Origin of the sequence: Sphaerospermopsis reniformis, from assembly GCF_005402885.1 — a bacterium.
Classification (GTDB): domain Bacteria; phylum Cyanobacteriota; class Cyanobacteriia; order Cyanobacteriales; family Nostocaceae; genus Sphaerospermopsis; species Sphaerospermopsis kisseleviana.
Map to the genome: position 1 here is coordinate 14,628 of NZ_BJCE01000030.1, position 19,284 is coordinate 33,911.

Consider the following 19,284-nt stretch of genomic DNA (forward strand, 5'->3'; position numbering starts at 1 on the left):
CACAAATATGAAAATATTACTCAGAATCAAAAATTTATTCATTTATTCTACCTTTATATCAATTATGGGTTGTCAAAATCAGTCTTTTTTATCTAATTATATCAGTTCCTCTGGTTGTAGTGAAAAACCTACAGTTTCCTTGAATGCAAAAGATGTAGAAGCTATGGTACTAAATGAAAGTACAATTACAAAATCTGGTCAAGTCAGCATTAATAAATCAGTTGGTTACACTTTTATGGGTAAAACTGGTAATAAGTTAGTTTATCAAACAAATCAAAATATTTGTATTTGGGTTTATACACCAGATAATAAATTAATGAATAATCCTGTTTTACCTGTTGATGGTAAATATATTATCCAAATTGCTGCTATGGAAGGTGCAACTACTTTTGATGTAGCATTGCAATTACAAAAAGATGCAGAAACTCCAATATCATTAACTCAATCAAGTCTCTCAGAAACAAAACAGACAAAAAATTCAAATCGACAAGATCCTGATGTTTTTATTAGAAATTATTATTTATCTTTAAACAACCGCGAGTATAGTCAAACATGGAGTAATTTATCAGATCAGTTTAAAAATTATTCTAGTAGTTATTCCGAATATCAACAATGGTGGAATAGTGTTAAAGAAATCAAAATTGGTAACATTGAGATTGTAAACATTAGTAACAATACTGCTAGTATAGATGCTGAGTTATGGTATTATATGAACGATGGTAGAGAGCTTAAAGATACTCGCAATCGTATTTATTTAATATGGAGCGAAAATAATAATACCTGGCTAATTAATGACAAGTCTGAACCATGATGATCCAAGTTAATATTTATCCGAGATTTATCTGAGACTTATCTGAAAAAATAATTTTAGGGAAACTACATGATATGATCAAAAAGTTAATTGTGTGTTGTACCTGTCTATCTATCCTTGGTTGTCAAACAAACGTAAATCCACTTAACTCTATTTTTCAGAATAATGTTGTTACCTCCTCTGGTTGTGGTGATAAACCTACAGTTTCCCTAACTGGAAAAGATGTAGAAGCAGTTGCATTAGATGAAAATACAATTACGAAATCTGGTCAAGTTAGTGTTAATAAACATATTGGATATACTTTTACAGCAACCACAGGACAAAAATTAAATTACAGCACTGATGCGGATATTTGTCTTTGGGTGTTTACTCCAAATAATGAAATTATCGACGGTGGAGAATTGCCTAAAAATGGTAAATATATTATTCAAGTAGCTGCACCCCAAGGGGTAAAAACTTTTGATTTAAAAATAAGTTTAGGAAATTTAGAAACTGCGGTATCTACTCCTACACCTGAATATACTCCTACACCTGAATCTAGTCCTACACTTAAATATACTGCTAGACCTAATACTACTAGAGCTAATACACCTGAATATACTCCTACACCTGAATATACTCCTACACCTGAATATACTCCTACACCTGAATATACTCCTACACCTGTACAGCCACAACATGATATTTCTCAAGAAGAAGCATTAGAATTAGTCCAAAGATGGTATGCAGCAAAACCTCAGATATTTGGACCTCCTTTTGATACTAGCTTGGTAGATCAATTAGCAACAGGAAAACTACATACATTTACAACTAAACCTGATGGACCAGTAGCGTGGTTAGAAGAAAATGATGCTTATTACAAATACAATTCTTCAGAAATACAAAGAGTTATTGATTTTTCTAATTCGGGAAAATTACCTTACATAAAAGTTAGAGTATCCGAGGAACTGTATTTATACGGTAAAAGAGGAATTGATAGACAAAATTCAGGATCTTACACTAATAATTTTATCTACGTTTTTGAAAAAGAAAACGGAACTTGGAAAATTTATGATTATAGGAAGGTAGCAAGATGAATAATAAAACTCGGATCAAAAAATATAAAGTCAATAAAAAAGTATTATTGAAAAGGTTGATTTTCCTTTTCTTGTTACCTATTTCCTTGTTAATAATTATTGTTAATAAATTGATTGCGAATCAATCTGAAAAATCTCTACCTACAGTTCAACTAGATGTTACTTCTAATCCTAGTATTAGTGGTAAAAATGAGATTTCTGTGCCTTTTAGTAAGAGTCAAATTCCTGTTTCTTTATCAAAGGAAAATATAACAGAAAAAACAATAGAAAAAACAACAGAAAAAACAGAACAAATGTCAACTACTTCTCCATTAATAATGGAAAATACTATACAATTTACACCACCAAGTATAGGACTGAACGAAACAAGATTGATTCAACCTGATGATTATAATTTAGAAAATCTACCAAATAAATATGCTAGTCTAGTTTATAATGTCAAGTCTCCAGAATTTAAAAGTAATGAAAATCTAGACAACATAGTTAATCAAATTGTAAATTATGTAGAAAATAAAGGTTTGCCGAGTGATAAACTATCTGTTAGTTTATTACAAATAAATCAGCCAGAATTTCCTACTTATTCTGGGTATTTATCAAAAGAACCTAGATTTACTGCAAGTGTAGTAAAATTATTTTGGATGGTTTATTTGTATGGAAATTACAACAGTAATCAGTTACAACAAGGAATCATTTCTGATAAAGATGTAAAGAAAATGATTCAGGATTCAGATAACGAATCTTCTAGTGTGATTGTAGATAAAATCTCAGGAACAGAATCAGGTAAATCTCTATCAGATGAAGAGTTACAAGACTGGCTGCAAAAGCGTTTAGCCATGAACTTATTTTTTCAAGATGCTGGTTATTATATAATTAATATCAGCCAAAAAGTGTTTCCTACTTCTTATAAAAAAAATGATGGACCTGTAGGCAGAGATTTACAAATTCGTCGTAGTGAAACAAACCCTATTCGCAATTATACTACATCTTATGATGTAGCAAGATTATTATATGAAATATATACCGAAAAATCAATTTCTAAACAATATAGTAGAAAAATGAAAAAATTAATGAAAAGAGATTTAGCGCCAGCAGCTTGGAAAAATAAACAATTTAATGCTATTGAGGGTTTTTTGGGTCAGGGACTACCTGAAGATGTTGAGTTTTATTCAAAAATGGGCTGGAACTCTAAAACTCGTAACGACGCAGCTATCATAATTAGTCCTGATGGAAAATGTAAATATATATTAGTTGTTTTTGGAGATGACCCAAGTTTTTTTCAAGATAAAACTTTATTTCCAGAAATCTCGCGTTTAGTTTACGAAAAAATGCTAAATAGTCCCAATACAATATCTGAATTAAATCCATGACAACTTTTAATCTACTTAATCGCTTAAAAAACAACAAACCTCTACTATTTGCAATATACGGCGCTGGTGGATGTTTGACAGCAGCAATTTTATTAGGAGAACCATTTTTAGCCTTAACTAAATCTGATACACCTACCCAAAACGAACCCCAAGCAATAGTTTTGTTAATTGACACATCCTCAAGTATGAGTGATGGCAAATTAACAGAAGTCAAAACCGCAGCTAGTAAATTTATAGAACGTCGTAATTTACAGACGGATCAAATAGCAGTCGTCAATTTTGGTATAGACGTTAAAACTGTTACTCCTCTGACAAACGACATTAACACTTTAAATAATGCCATTAGTAGTTTATCAGAAGATGGTTCTACACCAATGGCTCAAGGTATGGATACAGCTTTAGGAGAATTACAAACAACTACATTAAATCAGAACATCAATAATAATATCATTTTATTTACCGATGGTATACCAGATGATCCCAATTTTGCTTATAATTCAGCCTTAGCAACTAGAAACGCAGGAATAAAATTAATTGCAGTCGCTACTGGAGACGCGGATATTAATTATTTAACTCAAATTACAGGCGATCGCTCTTTAGTATTTTATGCTAATTCCGGTCAATTTGATCAAGCATTTCGTAACGCAGAAGCTGTAATTTATCAACAATTAGTTGAGTCTAATTCTAGAGAAAACTATAGTATTGGTGATTTATTATTACGTATGAGTGGTTGGACAGCATTTTTAGCAATGGGAATATCCCTAGCTTTAATTATGGGACAAAACCGCTATATGCGTTTACCTTTATTAACAACACAAAAAGGAATTATTGCCGTCAGTGGTAGTTTAATAGCAGGAACAATAGCAGGTACAACAGGACAATTATTATTTTTAATATTTTCACCTCTATCTAATATAGCATTATTAGAAGTTGGTAGAATTGCCGGCTGGGTAATTTTAGGAGCGTTAGTAGGAGGAGGTACAAAATTTTTCGTTCCTAATTTAAACCTCAAAAATGCCTTAATAGGAGGAACAATTGGCGGGGGAATTGGTGCTAGTGGTTTTTTAATTACTGCTGGTATTTTCGGTGATATTTTGGGGCGGTTATCCGGTGCATCTATCCTGGGATTTTTTATTGGTTTAATGATAGCGTGGATAGAACAAAAACAATTAGCATCAGCACCATATTTATTGGTACATTGGACACCCACCGAAAAAACAACATATTTATTAGGAACAAAACCAATTTTAATTGGTACATCTTTAAATGTGGAAATTCCTGTAAATTCTGCTGATGGATTTACACCAATTACTGCTAAAATCTTCAAAGAAGGAGAAAATATTATTATGGAATTTAATCAAGAATATGCGATGATGAAAAAAATGAAGAAAACAACTCAAGATTTAAAGATTGGAGATACTCGTAAACTAGGACAAATTACCATAGAAGTCAAGGATAAAACCGCTAATCAATAGTTAACTAATAATGGTTAAATATACATTTTACCTCAAAATCCAAAACTCAAACGAAAGGTATGAATACACCCTAGATTTAAACCCCATGCAAGAAGATACACCAGAACAGGTTTTTACTCCCACCATAAAAGAAACTATCCGTACAACATTACAAAATCTCAGCTTATCAGCAATCAAGGATCACCAACTTAATAACATTATTCAAACCTGGATAGAAGATATTAAAGAGGGTTATAGATTTAGTTCCCTAACTCTCAATTTAAGATTATTGATAGAGGAGAACATTGACAAATTACAAGAAACCGGCAATCAAGAAACCCCGAAAATTATTAACCCAGATATATCAGACATAGAACCACAATTTGGGATGTTACCACCTTTGAATTTTGTGTAATCATGTTTATTTAATTATTCAACAATCATTCAATAATCATTCAATAATCATTCAATAATCATTCAATAATCATTCAATTAGGACATAAAAATGCAGAACGCTATTAACGTTAATATTACTCCCCATCGGGAATTTATGCCAGCAGACAGCACAGCACAAAAATTATTTGTGATGTTGAAATTACGTCCCATTAAAGATGTAGCTACAAGTCGCCCACCTACCACATTTACCTTTGTGATTGACACCAGTGGATCAATGTATGAAGTAGTAGCAGGAGATGTCAAACCTACAGGTATTACTTATCAACAAGATGGGAAAGAATATCAACAAGTGACAGGGGGAAAATCAAAAATAGATATAGTGATTGAATCCTTATTAGCATTAGTAAATTCAGGAAAATTAACAACAAGCGATCGCATTGCCATAGTCCAATTTGATGATAATGCTTCCCAAATTATTGGGTTAACCAGTGCTACAGAAGTCCAAAAACTAGAAACCGCCATTAACAACCTGAGAGAATTTTCCGGTGGTACACGCATGGGTTTAGGATTACGGAGTGCATTTGATTTGTTAAGTGAACAACAAATGACAGTCAAACGTATCCTATTATTTACCGATGGACAAACATTTGATGAAGATCAATGTCGGTCAATTGCTAATAATTTAGCCACTAATAATATACCAATTACAGCCTTAGGAGTAGGGGAAGAATTTAACGAAGATTTACTGACTCATCTTAGCGATTTTACAGGAGGAACATTACTATATATAGTACCAGGAATTGCCAAAGGTACAGAAACATCAATTTTAGATTTACCTCATAAAATCATCGCTGAATATAGCCAAGCCCAACAAGAAGTTATCACCAATTTAGCCTTAACAGTAAAAACAGTCAAAGGAGTAGAACTAACCCGCGTAGTTCGTGCTTATCCTACCCAAGCAGAATTTCCTCTCAATCAAGATCCTTATCCATTAGGAAATGCGATCGCTAATGACGAAACCATATTTATTTTAGAATTTACCATTAATAACCGCCCCGCCTCTCGTGTACGTATTGCCCAACTAGGATTAACGTATGACATTCCTGGGCAAAAAATCCGCGGTGAACTACCACCACAAAACCTAATTATTCAATTTATTCCCGGAGAACAAAATGTAGCCCAAGTTAATAAAGAAGTCATGGATTATGTACAACAATGCAACATATCTAACTTAGTTGATCAAGCTACTAGAATAGCAGAAAAAGACCCAGAAAAAGCCGAACAGATATTAGAAACAGCCCGACGGATGACAGTTAAAATCGGCAACACAGACATGACAGAATCCTTAAATAACGCCCAAGCAGAACTGCGTAAAACCCGAAAAATCTCACCAGGAACTCGGAAAACGGTCAAAATGGGTGCAAAAGGTAAAACCGTGAAAATGGGTGACGATATTAATGAAATGCCATCAGAAGAAGAAATGCGAAAACTCACAGGAACATAGTAATTGATAATTGATAATTGATAATTGATAATTCCTAATTCAAAGTTAGGGGTGGCTGTAAAACCTTGCACGAAAACAATTAATAATTGACAATCAGGAGAAAAAACCATGATTACTTGTACAGCTTGTGGCTATGATCAAAACCCAGACAACTCAGAATTTTGTAACGCTTGCGGTTCAGAACTGCAAACCATCATCACACCCCCACCAATCACACCCCCACCAATCACACCCCCACCAATTACACCCTCACCAATCACACCCTCACCAATCAAACCCTCACCAATCATAGAACCAAGCGTAGCACCTACAGTCATTCAACCACCCCTACCACAACCTAACTATCCCATAATTACTAATACATCTACTACAAATACATCCACCAATGCTAAAATAATATGCAAACAAATTAACGCCCCCATTCCAGAATTTCTCATAAAGAATAACGCCATAGTAGGTATATTTGATCCTGACGTTGGACCAGTAGATATAGATTTAGAAACATTTTTTGGAGGAGAAACAGTATCTCGCAATCATGGCGAAATTTATCATGAACTAGGAACATGGAAAGTCAAAGATTTAGGTTCTACCAACGGTATATTTATCAAATCCCAAGGACAAACGCGCTTTAGTTCCAGAATTACCATACCCACCCCCTTAAACTCTGGTGATGAAATAGCATTTGGTAAAGTTATATTTCTATTTCAAACATTATGAAAAATATGAAAAATCAAACTTCCTTTTTCAAGTTAAGCTGTTGTGCATTTAATTTGTATAAGTGGAACAGGCATCTTGCCTGTTAAACAAGAGTTCAGAATATTAGGATTATACAATTTAGCTGTGTAACAGCTTAAAACTAAATACCACCTAAAAATACCCCCTAAAAATACCACCTAAATACCCGCAAAATTTAATAACCTAAAAATCGGGTATTTATTCTTATTCTCTTTGTAACTCTGCGTCTGGCGCGTGAAAAAAAATGAGTGAAATTACAAATCCATCGCCATTAATAATTCAAGAAAACATCTGTTGTCAAATCCAAAACCTGCAAATAGAAATCATCTCCTACTTAGGACAAATCACACCTGAGATTGATTACTTTCAAGTTAACATCATAGCTGCTGAAAAACCAGGGTTACTCAGAATAGGTGGAACTGACAGCGCCCTCAACCGAGAATTAGAATTAAGAAACCAATTAGGAGATTATAAATTAATTTCTCCACTCCTAGCGCACACCATAGAAGATCATATAAATATTCAAGTTTCTCATTTACCAATTGCTGATAACACAGAAATAGATACACAATCAGAAATTTTCAAAACAGAAACTTTAGCAGATGAATATTTAGCAGATGAATATTATCCAGAAACTGAAATCATCACCAACACATCCAATCAAAAACTCCTACTATTAACCTACCTTCCCCACGAAAATCAAACCTTAGAAACTTGGTTAAAAACCGAAAATTCCTTAGAACAATCATTATTAATTACCAGCCAAATCTGTCAATTATTCCGCTATTTACATCAAAGAAAATGGTGTATTATTAATATAATACCCCAATTTATGCAAATAGGAACACCCATCCAATTCTTTGATTTAACTAGCGCCTATCCTGTCGGTGAAAATCTCAATATTGGCTTAATGGGAAACTATTGCGCCCCTGAATTAGCATACTGTAAATATCCTATTCAAGAAACAATGAGTAGTTACACAGTAGCAGGATTATTATATCATATAATTCACAACCAAAATCTACCTAACGATCCCACTATAGAAATACAAATCAAACCCATTCCTCACCTGTATCAAATCCTGAAGATTTGCTTATCTCCCATCCCCGAAGAAAGATTTACATTAGAACAATTATTAACAATATTAGTTAATACCCGTCAAGAAATTAGCATACCAGATATTACTTGGGAAGTAGCCAGTTTGTCTACTGTAGGATTATCAATAAACCGCCTGAAGAATGAAGATAACTATGGTATTAAACAACAAAAAAACAGTGGTCAAGAAACTATTATCTTAGCTGCGATCGCTGATGGTATGGGAGGAATGTCCCAAGGAGAATTAGCCAGTAAATTAGCAATTAAAACCATATTAGAAACACCCATACCTCCAACAAATCAAACCAAAGAACAATATCAAGAATGGTTAACCTCCTTATTTACACAAGCAAATGAAACAGTATCCAACCAAGTTAAAGAAGGAGGAACAACCCTCAGCGTAATTTTTGCCATATCCCAACAATTGATGATCAGTCATGTGGGCGATAGTCGCATTTATTTACTACGTCAAGGAGAAATAAAACAACTGAGTCAAGATCATTCCCTCGTTGCTATATTATTAGCTAGTGGACAAATTACAGAAGCCGAAATTACCACACATCCAGATAGAAACGTTCTCACCAAATCCATCGGCGGAAAAAAGAGATTAAGCCATGATTACGTTCAAGATTTAAGACAAACAACCTCAGAATTAACAATAAAATTAGCAGATCAAGATATCATTTTACTATGTTCTGATGGTGTTTGGGACTTAGTTTCTCAAACTGAACTAGCGGAAAATTTCACTAATCAATCAAATTTACAAACAGCCGTAAATGCTACTATTAACCAAGTATTAGAACGAGGTGCATCTGATAATGCTACCCTGTTAGCAGTACGATGTTTAGTTAGTTATCTTTAGTTAATCACCAATCACCAATCACCAATCACCAATCACCAATCACCAATCACCAATCACCAATCACCAATCACCCATTACTCATTAACATCTATGCAATGCCCCACCTGTCTCACTGATAATGTAGATCATGCTACTATTTGTATTGCTTGCGGTACACCTTTAACCCCCCATTCCCCTACATCAAATCTGCATTTATCCCCAGGAACATTAATTGGCAATGGTAGATATAGAATAGAAAATGTCTTAGGACAAGGTGGATTTGGTATTACTTATGCGGCAACATATTTACAAAATTCCGCCAAAGTTGCCATCAAAGAACTATGGCCAGAAAATGCAGCCAGACAAGGTAATACAGTTTTGTGGCCAATGTCAATTACTCCCGTACAGCGTCAAGAACAACTGCAAAGATTCCAAATAGAAGCCAACTATTTACAACAATGTGTACATCCAAATATCGCTAAAATTTATGAGTATTTCTTAGAAAATAACACTGCATACATGATCATGGAATTACTGGTTGGTAAATCCTTAGATCAGATATTAGCAACAGAAGGAATATTAGCAGAAAATCGAGTTAAAAATTATTTTCTGCAAATTGCTGAAGCTTTAAAAGTAATTCACAGTCATAATTTATTACATCGAGATATCAAACCCGAAAATATTATCATTGTAGATCCAGATCAAGCGGTATTAATTGATTTTGGTGCAGCCAGAGAATTTATAGCCGGTCAAACTGGAGATATGACTAGAATTTTAACACCGGGATATGCACCCTATGAACAATATATTCAAAAAGGTAAACGATTCCCTGGTACTGATATTTATGCTTTATGTGCATCAATGTATGAATTACTAACGGGAAAATTACCCACAGAAGCCACAGAAAGGGCTAGTGCATTTTTACAAAACAGTGCCTTAAATACATTAGTAACATTAGTAGATCCATTAATTGCACCGCGACAACTCCGCCCTGATTTAAGTCTTTTAATGGAAAAAGTCATATTAACAGGAATGCAATTTAGAATAGAAGATAGATTTCAAACTGCTAATGAATTAATAGCGGCACTCCAAGGTAAATTTATTTCTCCCCAACATCAACGGGCTAAACAATTAGTAAAACAAGGTAAATTAAATGATGCAGCCCAAGCATATCAAAAATATTTGTCAGTTGAACCAGAAAACGGGGAAGCAGCCGTAGAACTAGCATTATTACAAATATATATTGATGAACAAGAAGCAGAAATAGATGCTCAAAATGCCATTAAATTACAAGCAAATGATGGCAGAGGATACGGAGTTTTAGGATTGATTAATTGCCGTCGAAACAATTGGCAAGAAGCGGTAAAAAATTTACAAATAGCTGTTAATTTATCTCCTAATGAAACTTGGATACAAGCTAATTATGCGTGGGCATTAGCTAAATCTGGTAATTTAGCAGCAGCCGAAAAAACCATAGATACAGTATTAAAAATCCAACCAGATTGTACTTTTGCTTTAAGTTTGCAATCATGGATATATGTACAGCAACAACAATGGAAGTTAGCGATCCGTAAAGCTACTCAAGCAATATTTAAATTAAATAATCAAGTAAATAATCAAGTAAATAATCAAGTAAATAATCAAGTACAAAATCAGCTAAATCATCATGAAAAGCAATTACAAACTAACTTACAAAATAGTTTATATCCTTATTTAATTATTGCTTTAGAAAAAGCCGTTGTCACTAAACAAGCTAATGATGTAGATAGAAGAATTGCAGAATTTATTCACCAAGTACCTAATAGTAGTATAGCTTGGGGTTTAAAAGGTTGGAAACAAGGGAATCAATACTTATGGCAAGATGCACTTATCAGTTTTGAAAAAGCTACTCATCAAACATCTATTCCTGGTTGGGTATTACTTAATTATGGGATTACTCAAGAGAATTTAAAAAACTATCAAAGTGCTATTCAAATATATGAAAATTATTTACAAACATTCCCACCCCTAGCCTTTCCTTACTTTCGTCTTGGTACTTTATACGCCCAAATAGGAGTATGGAATCAGGCTAAGTTATATCTAGAAAAAGCCATTAAATGTAATGGCAATTATGCAGAAGCATATCATAATTTAGGTTGGGTGTTAATGAATATTAAAAATCAAGATGGGGAAATAGAAAATAGCCGAGAAATGTTATCTGCTTATAGTCAAGCTATCAAATTATATACCTTGTCTGCAACGTCCCCAAGATTGCAACTATCCGCAAATATTAAACAGGCATTTCAATTAATAGGTGTGAATATTTAGGGATTACTTAGTAAATAGGGTTTGCTGAATAAACCTAAAACCTTGATATATCAAAGGTTAGAGGCTGATAAACACAGAAATTAGTGCAAGGGTTTTGAAGGGTATACCGGAAAAAGTGTGCATTTTTGGGGATTTCAAGAGATGGCAAAGAAATTTTCAAATCTCCTCCTGACTCCTGACTCCTGACTCCTGACTCCTGACTCCTGACTCCTGACTCCTATGCCCTCACGGAAAGACTTTCTCAGCAACCCCTAAATAGCTACACCACGGGATAAATAAGCACCTGCATAGTCTGGTTTGAGAGCGATCGCTTGACTAAAATAATCAATAGCCTGTTTGAGATTACCTTTTTCTGCTGCTGCTACACCCCAAGTATAAAAGTCTTCTGGTTTAGCTATTTGTGCAGGTAATACCACGGCTCACTCGATTTTCTTATAACCAATGGCATAAATATAACTTCATCCAAGAGATTGATGATACTTGCATTCAAAAACGTAGTAATAGAGTTATGGCCTTAAAGTCATTCAAAAATAACAGGAATATCAAAAGATTTCTGTTTTGCTGTTGGAGGAATATAAAGCATGGTTATAGGTATAGATAGGCGTGCTGTAGGCGTATTTCCAGATCGCCATGATGCTGAACAGGCGCTACATGAATTGAGACATTCAGGCTTTCCAATGGAAAGAGTTTCTGTTATCGCTAGACATCACGAAAATGAAGAAATTGCTGGTCATCAAGTCCGTGAGAAAGTTGGTGATCAGGCGGAAGAAGGTGCAACAATTGGGGCAATTTCTGGTGGTGTTTTAGGTGGTATAACTGGTTTATTAGTAGGACTAGGAACGTTAGCTATTCCCGGAGTCGGTCCAATTATGTTGGCTGGTGCTACAGCTACAGCTTTAATAACAACCCTTGCTGGTGCTGGTATTGGTGCCGCGGCGGGAGGTTTAATTGGTGCGTTAATTGGTTTAGGAATTCCCGAAGAAAAAGCCAAAATTTATCATGATAGAGTACAGAGAGGAGAATATTTAGTCATTATTGATGGCACAGATGCGGAAATTGCTAGAGCTAAAGAAATTCTGCATCATTGGCGAATAGAAGAATTTGAAGTTTATGATCAACCGGATGGTAAACAACCAACTACAGAAGTTGTTCATCAGGATGTAACTGTTCCTAGAGAAACAACTGTTCCTAAAGAAACAACTGTTCTTAAAGAAACAACTGTTCCTAGAGAGACGACTGTTCCTAAAGAAAAAACTGTTCATAGAGAAACGACTGTTCTTAAATATGCAATTGGCTATTTTTCACTGCTGCAAGATGCGGAAACTGCTATTAATGATTTAAGAAATGCAGGTTTTCCCTTGAACCAAATTGCTTTAATACACAGAGAACGTCAACACAGAGATGCTTTTGGGGGTGTTCATTGGAGCGATCGCTTTGAGTCTACTCGTTTTAATATTCCCGATCATCAAACTCAGTTTTACAACGAACGCATCCATCAAGGAGACTATATCATTATCGCTGGTGGTACAGATACCGATATTCACCGGGCTGCAACTATTCTCAACCGACATGGAATTAAACAATGGCAAGTTTACGAAGCAAATGGTCATGTAAAAGCACCTTCGCCAGCACCTTTACAAACTACTAAAAGAGCAGTTGGTGTATTTTCCCATCGTCGTGATGCAGAAACAGCACTCAGAGACTTGAGAAATGCTGGTTTTCCCATGAACCAAGTTTCCCTTATTGCTAAAGACACAGACAACAGTGAAAAAAGGAATTTAGAGGGTAATAAAGCAGATGAAGGACTAAAAGCCGGTGCTGCTACAGGTGGTGCAATTGGTGGTATAGGTGGTTTATTAGTTGGTTTGGGAACTTTAGCAATTCCTGGAGTTGGACCTGTCATGGCTGGTGGTGCGGTAGCAACTGCTTTAGCCACAACCTTAACCGGTGGTGTTGTCGGTGCAGCAGTGGGAGGTATTGCAGGGGGGTTAATTGGTTTAGGTATTCCTGAAGAAAGAGCGCGAGTTTATAGCGATCGCTTCCAAAGAGGTCATTATTTAATCATTGTTGATGGTACTCAAGTACAAATTCACCAGGCTGAAACTATCCTCAAAGGTTTGGGAATTGAAGAATTTGATATTTATGATGCCCGTGATGTCAACGAATATCAACCGAGTGAACATCAACGCAGTTTTGAAACTGTCAAACCTACAGAAACCGTTCATGGTGATTTTACTGGAGAAGCACCAGTAATTATTATTGACCATCGCCAAAAAACAGTTTAATTCCCATTAGTTTCACCACATTTGAGGAGCAATAAAATTAACAGTTTAAATTTTGCTCCTGCCTCCTGAATTTTGCTATATCAAAATCAAACAATAAACCAATGAAAAAGTTAACTTCATTCTTAATAGGTTCACTTTTACTTTTTAGTGCTGCTTGTGATAATACCGCTAAAACAACTGTGACTGCACCTGAACCGGGAGAAGGAGAAGTTCCAGTCAGTCCAGCAGCAGAAACCAGACAAGAAGCTAAAGAAGACGCTCAAAGTGAACTTCGCAGAAGACAACTCAACGCTGATATTCGCGCTCGTGAAGAACGAAATCTGCTAACTACTGATCGTACAGAAAGAACAGCAGCAGACTTAGCTAGTGAAGTCCGTTCTAAGTTAGAAGCTAATATTCCTGGTGGTGCATTAACAGTTAAAGCTACCGATGATGGTACTGTTACTGTATCAGGAACTGTAAATAATCAGGATCAGTTAGCTAAAATTGAACCTTTGGCTAAAGAAATTAATGGAGTGAGAAATGTAATTGTTAATGCAACAGTCGCACAACCAGTAAGGTAAAACTGCTCACAATTAATATCTGTTAATATCTCTAAGTTGATGGACTGAAATAAGTTTTTCTGGTCAATTCTCAGTAATCAAGACACAAACTGAAATATTTTTGACTTGGTATTCTGAGTCAAAACTGTTATATTGATTTACGTCCAGTCACTTATCAACACTGTTGTGCCAAATGGCAAACATTATGGAAACTCAACAACAGCAAGACTCTGCTACTTCCGTCTCACCACCAGGGGTATTATCTCTTGAAGGTGCAGAAACTAGAAATTTGCCTAAACTGCAACCAGCTAAAGCGCCTAACAGTCAATGGCAACGAATTAGCTCACAAATAGTTGACTTATTAGATCAACTACCAAATTATGTGGGTAGTTTTTTTGCTAAAAATCAGCAAGCTATCTTAACAATTGTGTTAATTTTGTCTGCCTTTGTTACGGTTAAGGTAGCGATCTCCGTTTTAGATGCTGTTAATGGTGTGCCTTTATTAGCTCCCATTTTTGAGCTAATTGGCATATTCTATGCTATGTGGTTTGTCTTCCGTTATCTCCTGAAAGCGGAAACTCGCCAAGAATTATCCCACAAAGTTAGTGCATTCAAACAACAACTTTTAGGTTAATCATAGGTTAATAATTCAGAAGTCAGAAGTTCTGAATTTGGGATTTTAGATTTTGGATTTTGGATTGTTTTCATTTAGCACAATCTAAAATCTAAAATCTAAAATCTAAAATTTTTTATTTTTTTGCCCTATACCATAAAATTGTGATAAAAATTGATAATTATTCGCCCGAATGCTTCGCCCCTAAGACTCCTGACTCCTGACTTTTTATGTAGATTCCTCTTTTATTTCTACAGTTAGGTTAGGTAAACCATCTAATTTTTCTGTGGGAATTTCTTCTTTTACATAAGGAACAAAAACCGTTAACCCTGCTGGGATACATTTAATTTCTACAGGAGTTGTACCTACTATTTCCCCATCTATAACTACTTTTTGCGGTGGTTTTGTGGTGATTTTAAATTGTTTAGCTCGCAAATAACCAATATCATCTCTTTTCACTGGTGTACCTGTAGCAGCAGTTTGGAATAAATGAAATGTGGCAGCGATCGCACCTGTTTTAGTTTCTGGAGCTACTATTGTTAAATCTAATAATCCATCATCATAAATAATCCCGGAAGGTCCTTGAGCTAAAACAGAAGTTGGAGGTGCTGCATTTGCTACCGTCACCGCTGATGCAAGAGTTTGAATGATCTTATCTTCTGTTTCAATTTCCACAGCAAATCTTTGTAAATTTCCCAGTTCTTGAATACCAGCTAAGATATAAGCTATCATCCCAAAACGATTTTTAGTTTCTCGATCTGCTTTTTCTACAGTTTCTGCTTCAAAGCCAATACCTGCTAATAATATCATTGGATGATCATGACAATAAGCAACATCTACTGTGCGAGTTTTACCTTGTAAAATGGTTTGACAAGCTGCGGCAATTGTATTAGGAATATTTAATGCTGCGGCAAAAGCGTTTGCTGTTCCTCGTGAAATAATCCCAAAAGGTATATCAGTATTAACTACTGCTTCCGCTGCTGCTGATAATGTCCCATCTCCCCCAGAAACAATGATCGCTTCTACTCCCCTTTCTACTGCTGCACGTGCGAGTTCATCAGCATCAACTTCTTCAGTGGTGAGATAAATATCTAAATCAATTTCTGGTTCTAATATTGACCTAATTTGCTCTAATTCAAAGTCTGGATCACCTTGACCGGCAACTGGGTTAAAAATTAAACAAGCAGAACGAATCATAGAGATAATTGATAATTGATAATTGATAATTGATAATTGATAATTGATAATTGTTTCAGTAATGGTCAATTGTTCATTGTTCATTATTGAATATTAGCATATCTTGAAAATTTCAACTTCTCTCTCAAGACTACTTTGGTTGATGATTTACTAAAATTTATTTTCCTGTTTCCTATTTCTTTACCTAAACTATAATTTCTCAATGTGTAAATTTAATGTGTAAATTTATTTTGATCTCACGAAATAAATAAAATGATCTGAGACTTGATATGATTGAACCACAAAGGGTGCAAAGGACACAAAGGGAAGAAATTTTCAGATATTTTTTAGTGTTGCTGCGGTTGTTTTTTCTTTGATTGAGCTTGTCCTCATCAATCTTTGTTGTAGTATCTAAAAAAAATCTGCATATAGGTAGATGCGGAAAAATAAAATATGTAAAAATATACATAACGTTATACATAACGTTTTATCAAACTGGTAGCCGCTGTTGATATAAGAAAAATGTAACCGAATGTAAAGAGAGTGATTCCATCCGGTAAGTCACTTGCTGCGGTAGTCTAGATCAATGTGAATTTATCGCCTGGTTTGACAAATTGTTTTATGACTTCAGTTTCTAGCCCTCCACGCACTATTCGTATTGGTTCACGTAAAAGCCAACTAGCTCTAGTTCAAACATACTGGGTAAGAGAGCAACTTCAGAAAAGTTATCCTGATATCAATTTTGAAGTCCATACCATGTCTACCCAAGGCGACAAAATCCTGGATGTAGCATTAGCTAAAATTGGTGACAAAGGATTATTTACCAAGGAACTCGAACTGGGAATGATCGAGAAAAGTATTGATTTTGCCGTTCATTCCCTTAAAGATTTGCCTACCAACTTACCAGAAGGTTTGGCACTAGCAGCAATTACAGAACGGGAAAATCCAGCCGATGCGGTAGTATTCCATGAGCAATACAAAGGACAAACTCTGGAAACTTTACCAGCAGGTGCGGTGATTGGTACATCTTCTTTAAGAAGACTGGCACAACTACGCCATAAATTCCCCCATTTTACCTTTAAAGATGTGCGGGGAAATCTGAACACACGCATGGCTAAGTTGGATGCGGGTGAATATGACGCTTTGATTTTAGCCGTAGCTGGTTTAGAAAGATTGGAAATGAGCGATCGCATTCACCAAATTTTACCCCCTGATATTTCCCTGCACGCAGTTGGCCAGGGTGCTTTAGGTATAGAATGCCGTGCTGATGATGCTGAACTAATCACCATTCTCAAAGCTATTCAACATCCCCAAACACGCGATCGCTGTTTAGCAGAACGATCTTTTCTCCGCTCTTTAGAAGGGGGTTGTCAAGTTCCCATTGGTGTCAACACAGAAATCAATGGTGATAATTTAACACTAACTGGTATTGTAGCTAGTGTAGATGGTCAAAAACTGGTAAAAGATACCGTTACTGGTTTAGCCAAAGATGCAGAACAACTGGGAACACAACTAGCTAACACCTTACGTCAACAAGGTGCAACTGAAATTTTAGAAGAAATCTTCACCGAGATTAAACGCGGATCATAAAGGGACTGGGGACTGGGGACTGGTGACTGGGTAATCAATTTTATCTTTACCAATTACCAATTACCAATTACCAATTACCAATTACCAATTACCAATTACCAATTACCAATTACCAATTACCAGTAATTATGCGAATTTTATTTGTTGCAGCGGAAGCTGCTCCCATTGCCAAAGTAGGTGGAATGGGTGATGTTGTCGGTGCATTACCAAAAGTTCTCAGACAAATGGGGCATGATGTACGGATATTCCTGCCTTATTATGGCTTTCTGCCAGATAAGATGGAAATTCCCAAAGAGCCAATTTGGAAAGGCTTTGCCATGTTCCAGGACTTTTCAGTTTATGAAAGTGTCCTCCCTGGAACTGATGTTCCTTTGTATTTATTTGGACATCCTGCTTTTTCACCCCGTCGTATTTATGCCGGAGAAGATGAAGATTGGCGTTTCACTTTATTTGCTAACGGTGCGGCGGAATTTGCCTGGAACTACTGGAAACCCGAAGTTATCCACTGTCACGACTGGCATACTGGCATGATTCCTGTGTGGATGCACCAAGATCCAGATATTACCACTGTGTTTACTATTCATAACCTTGCCTATCAAGGACCTTGGGAATGGTATTTACGGAAAATTACTTGGTGTCCCTGGTATATGCAAGGACACAACACTATGGCCGCAGCGGTGCAGTTTGCTGACAGGGTAAATACAGTTTCCCCCACCTATGCAGAACAAATCAAAACTCCTGCTTACGGTGAAGAAATCGAAGGTTTATTGTCTTTTATTAGTGGCAAGTTATCAGGGATTATCAACGGTATAGATACAGATGTTTATGATCCGGCAACTGATAAATACATTAATCAAACTTTTACTACCGATACCTTAGATAAACGCAAAGCTAACAAAATTGCCTTGCAAGAAGAAATGGGATTAGAAGTTAATTCTAGTGCCTTTTTAATGGGTATGGTGAGCCGGTTGGTAGAACAAAAGGGTTTAGATTTGGTGATCCAAATTCTTGACCGCTTTATGGCTTATACAGATGCTCAATTTGTGTTGTTGGGAACAGGCGATCGCTATTATGAAACCCAAATGTGGCAGTTAGCATCCCGCTATCCTGGCAGAATGGCCACCTACCTTTTATATAATGATGCTCTTTCCCGTCGCATCTATGCCGGTACTGATGCTTTCTTAATGCCAAGTCGTTTTGAACCTTGCGGTATCAGTCAAATGATGGCTTTACGTTATGGTTCTGTTCCTATCGTCCGCCGTACAGGGGGATTAGTTGATACTGTCACCCACCACGACCCCGTAAATACCGCAGGTACAGGTTATTGCTTTGACCGCTATGAACCTTTAGACCTATTTACCTGTATGATTCGGGCTTGGGAAGGTTTCCGTTACAAACCCCAATGGCAAGAATTACAACAACGGGGTATGAATCAAAACTTTAGTTGGTATGAATCTGCTAAACAGTACGATAGTCTATATCGTTCCATGTA

Annotated in this window: 15 protein-coding genes and 1 pseudogene; 14 read left to right on the forward strand and 2 right to left on the reverse strand. The window is 35.8% G+C overall.

From position 1 onward, the window contains the following. The first annotated feature begins 7 nt into the window (after nucleotides 1–7). The 9 genes from FFR48_RS06630 to FFR48_RS06670 all read left to right on the forward strand — a co-directional run bounded on the left by FFR48_RS06630 (nucleotide 8) and on the right by FFR48_RS06670 (nucleotide 11,586). Nucleotides 8–811 carry a hypothetical protein gene (locus tag FFR48_RS06630; protein ID WP_137666796.1) on the forward strand — a complete coding sequence of 268 codons (804 nt, stop codon included), beginning with the start codon at nucleotides 8–10 and terminating at the stop codon, nucleotides 809–811. Nucleotides 812–885: 74 nt separating this feature from the next. Next, the gene (locus tag FFR48_RS06635) at nucleotides 886–1,887 is read left to right on the forward strand and encodes an ARC6/PARC6 family protein (RefSeq protein ID WP_236104012.1); all 1,002 of its coding nucleotides are present in this window, start codon (nucleotides 886–888) and stop codon (nucleotides 1,885–1,887) included. Continuing rightward, the gene (locus tag FFR48_RS06640) at nucleotides 1,884–3,254 is read left to right on the forward strand and encodes a serine hydrolase (RefSeq protein WP_137666797.1); all 1,371 of its coding nucleotides are present in this window, start codon (nucleotides 1,884–1,886) and stop codon (nucleotides 3,252–3,254) included. The genes FFR48_RS06635 and FFR48_RS06640 overlap by 4 nt, the downstream gene beginning before the upstream one ends. Then, the gene (locus tag FFR48_RS06645) at nucleotides 3,251–4,729 is read left to right on the forward strand and encodes a vWA domain-containing protein (RefSeq protein WP_137666798.1); all 1,479 of its coding nucleotides are present in this window, start codon (nucleotides 3,251–3,253) and stop codon (nucleotides 4,727–4,729) included. Before FFR48_RS06640 ends, FFR48_RS06645 begins: the two co-directional genes overlap by 4 nt. 10 nt (nucleotides 4,730–4,739) lie before the next feature. Next, nucleotides 4,740–5,123 (forward strand): hypothetical protein, encoded by a 384-nt coding sequence (locus FFR48_RS06650; protein WP_096565431.1) that lies wholly within the window; start codon nucleotides 4,740–4,742, stop codon nucleotides 5,121–5,123. A gap of 90 nt (nucleotides 5,124–5,213) precedes the next feature. Continuing rightward, entirely contained in the window at nucleotides 5,214–6,608 is a 1,395-nt protein-coding gene (locus FFR48_RS06655) for a vWA domain-containing protein (protein ID WP_137666799.1), read from the forward strand. Between the two features lie 108 nt (nucleotides 6,609–6,716). After that, nucleotides 6,717–7,325, forward strand: a complete 609-nt coding sequence (locus FFR48_RS06660; protein ID WP_137666800.1) for an FHA domain-containing protein — start codon at nucleotides 6,717–6,719, stop codon at nucleotides 7,323–7,325. Nucleotides 7,326–7,587: 262 nt separating this feature from the next. Continuing rightward, nucleotides 7,588–9,300: a PP2C family protein-serine/threonine phosphatase gene (locus FFR48_RS06665; RefSeq protein ID WP_137666801.1), complete on the forward strand. Its 1,713-nt coding sequence runs from the start codon at nucleotides 7,588–7,590 to the stop codon at nucleotides 9,298–9,300. Between the two features lie 90 nt (nucleotides 9,301–9,390). Beyond that, complete coding sequence (locus FFR48_RS06670) at nucleotides 9,391–11,586, forward strand: serine/threonine-protein kinase (RefSeq protein WP_137666802.1); 2,196 nt, start codon at nucleotides 9,391–9,393, stop codon at nucleotides 11,584–11,586. A 257-nt stretch (nucleotides 11,587–11,843) separates the two neighbouring features. Here the strand turns inward: FFR48_RS06670 and FFR48_RS06675 are convergent. Next, nucleotides 11,844–12,005, reverse strand: a pseudogene (locus FFR48_RS06675) (tetratricopeptide repeat protein); the annotation flags it as partial. A 162-nt stretch (nucleotides 12,006–12,167) separates the two neighbouring features. On the opposite strand from FFR48_RS06675, the gene FFR48_RS06680 reads away from it, so the two are divergent. From FFR48_RS06680 to FFR48_RS06690, 3 genes are all read left to right on the forward strand, one after another. Beyond that, nucleotides 12,168–13,871, forward strand: coding sequence for a histidine kinase (locus FFR48_RS06680; RefSeq protein WP_137666803.1), 1,704 nt, complete (start codon nucleotides 12,168–12,170; stop codon nucleotides 13,869–13,871). A gap of 101 nt (nucleotides 13,872–13,972) precedes the next feature. After that, a complete protein-coding gene (locus FFR48_RS06685; RefSeq protein WP_137666804.1) occupies nucleotides 13,973–14,434 on the forward strand; it encodes a BON domain-containing protein in 462 nt (153 codons plus the stop codon). A 172-nt stretch (nucleotides 14,435–14,606) separates the two neighbouring features. Next, on the forward strand, nucleotides 14,607–15,047 hold the full coding sequence (locus tag FFR48_RS06690) for a CAAD domain-containing protein (protein WP_137666805.1): 441 nt from the start codon (nucleotides 14,607–14,609) through the stop codon (nucleotides 15,045–15,047). A 207-nt stretch (nucleotides 15,048–15,254) separates the two neighbouring features. Here the strand turns inward: FFR48_RS06690 and FFR48_RS06695 are convergent, their stop codons facing one another. Beyond that, nucleotides 15,255–16,223: a YegS/Rv2252/BmrU family lipid kinase gene (locus tag FFR48_RS06695; RefSeq protein ID WP_096565447.1), complete on the reverse strand. Its 969-nt coding sequence runs from the start codon at nucleotides 16,221–16,223 to the stop codon at nucleotides 15,255–15,257. A gap of 600 nt (nucleotides 16,224–16,823) precedes the next feature. Between FFR48_RS06695 and hemC the strand changes: the two genes are divergently transcribed. Together hemC and glgA are read left to right on the forward strand one after the other, a co-directional pair. Next, the gene (hemC, locus tag FFR48_RS06700) at nucleotides 16,824–17,792 is read left to right on the forward strand and encodes a hydroxymethylbilane synthase (protein WP_096565449.1); all 969 of its coding nucleotides are present in this window, start codon (nucleotides 16,824–16,826) and stop codon (nucleotides 17,790–17,792) included. A gap of 128 nt (nucleotides 17,793–17,920) precedes the next feature. Further along, nucleotides 17,921–19,284 (forward strand): glycogen synthase GlgA (gene glgA / locus FFR48_RS06705; protein ID WP_137666806.1); only part of this gene is annotated, 1,364 nt, incomplete at its 3' end.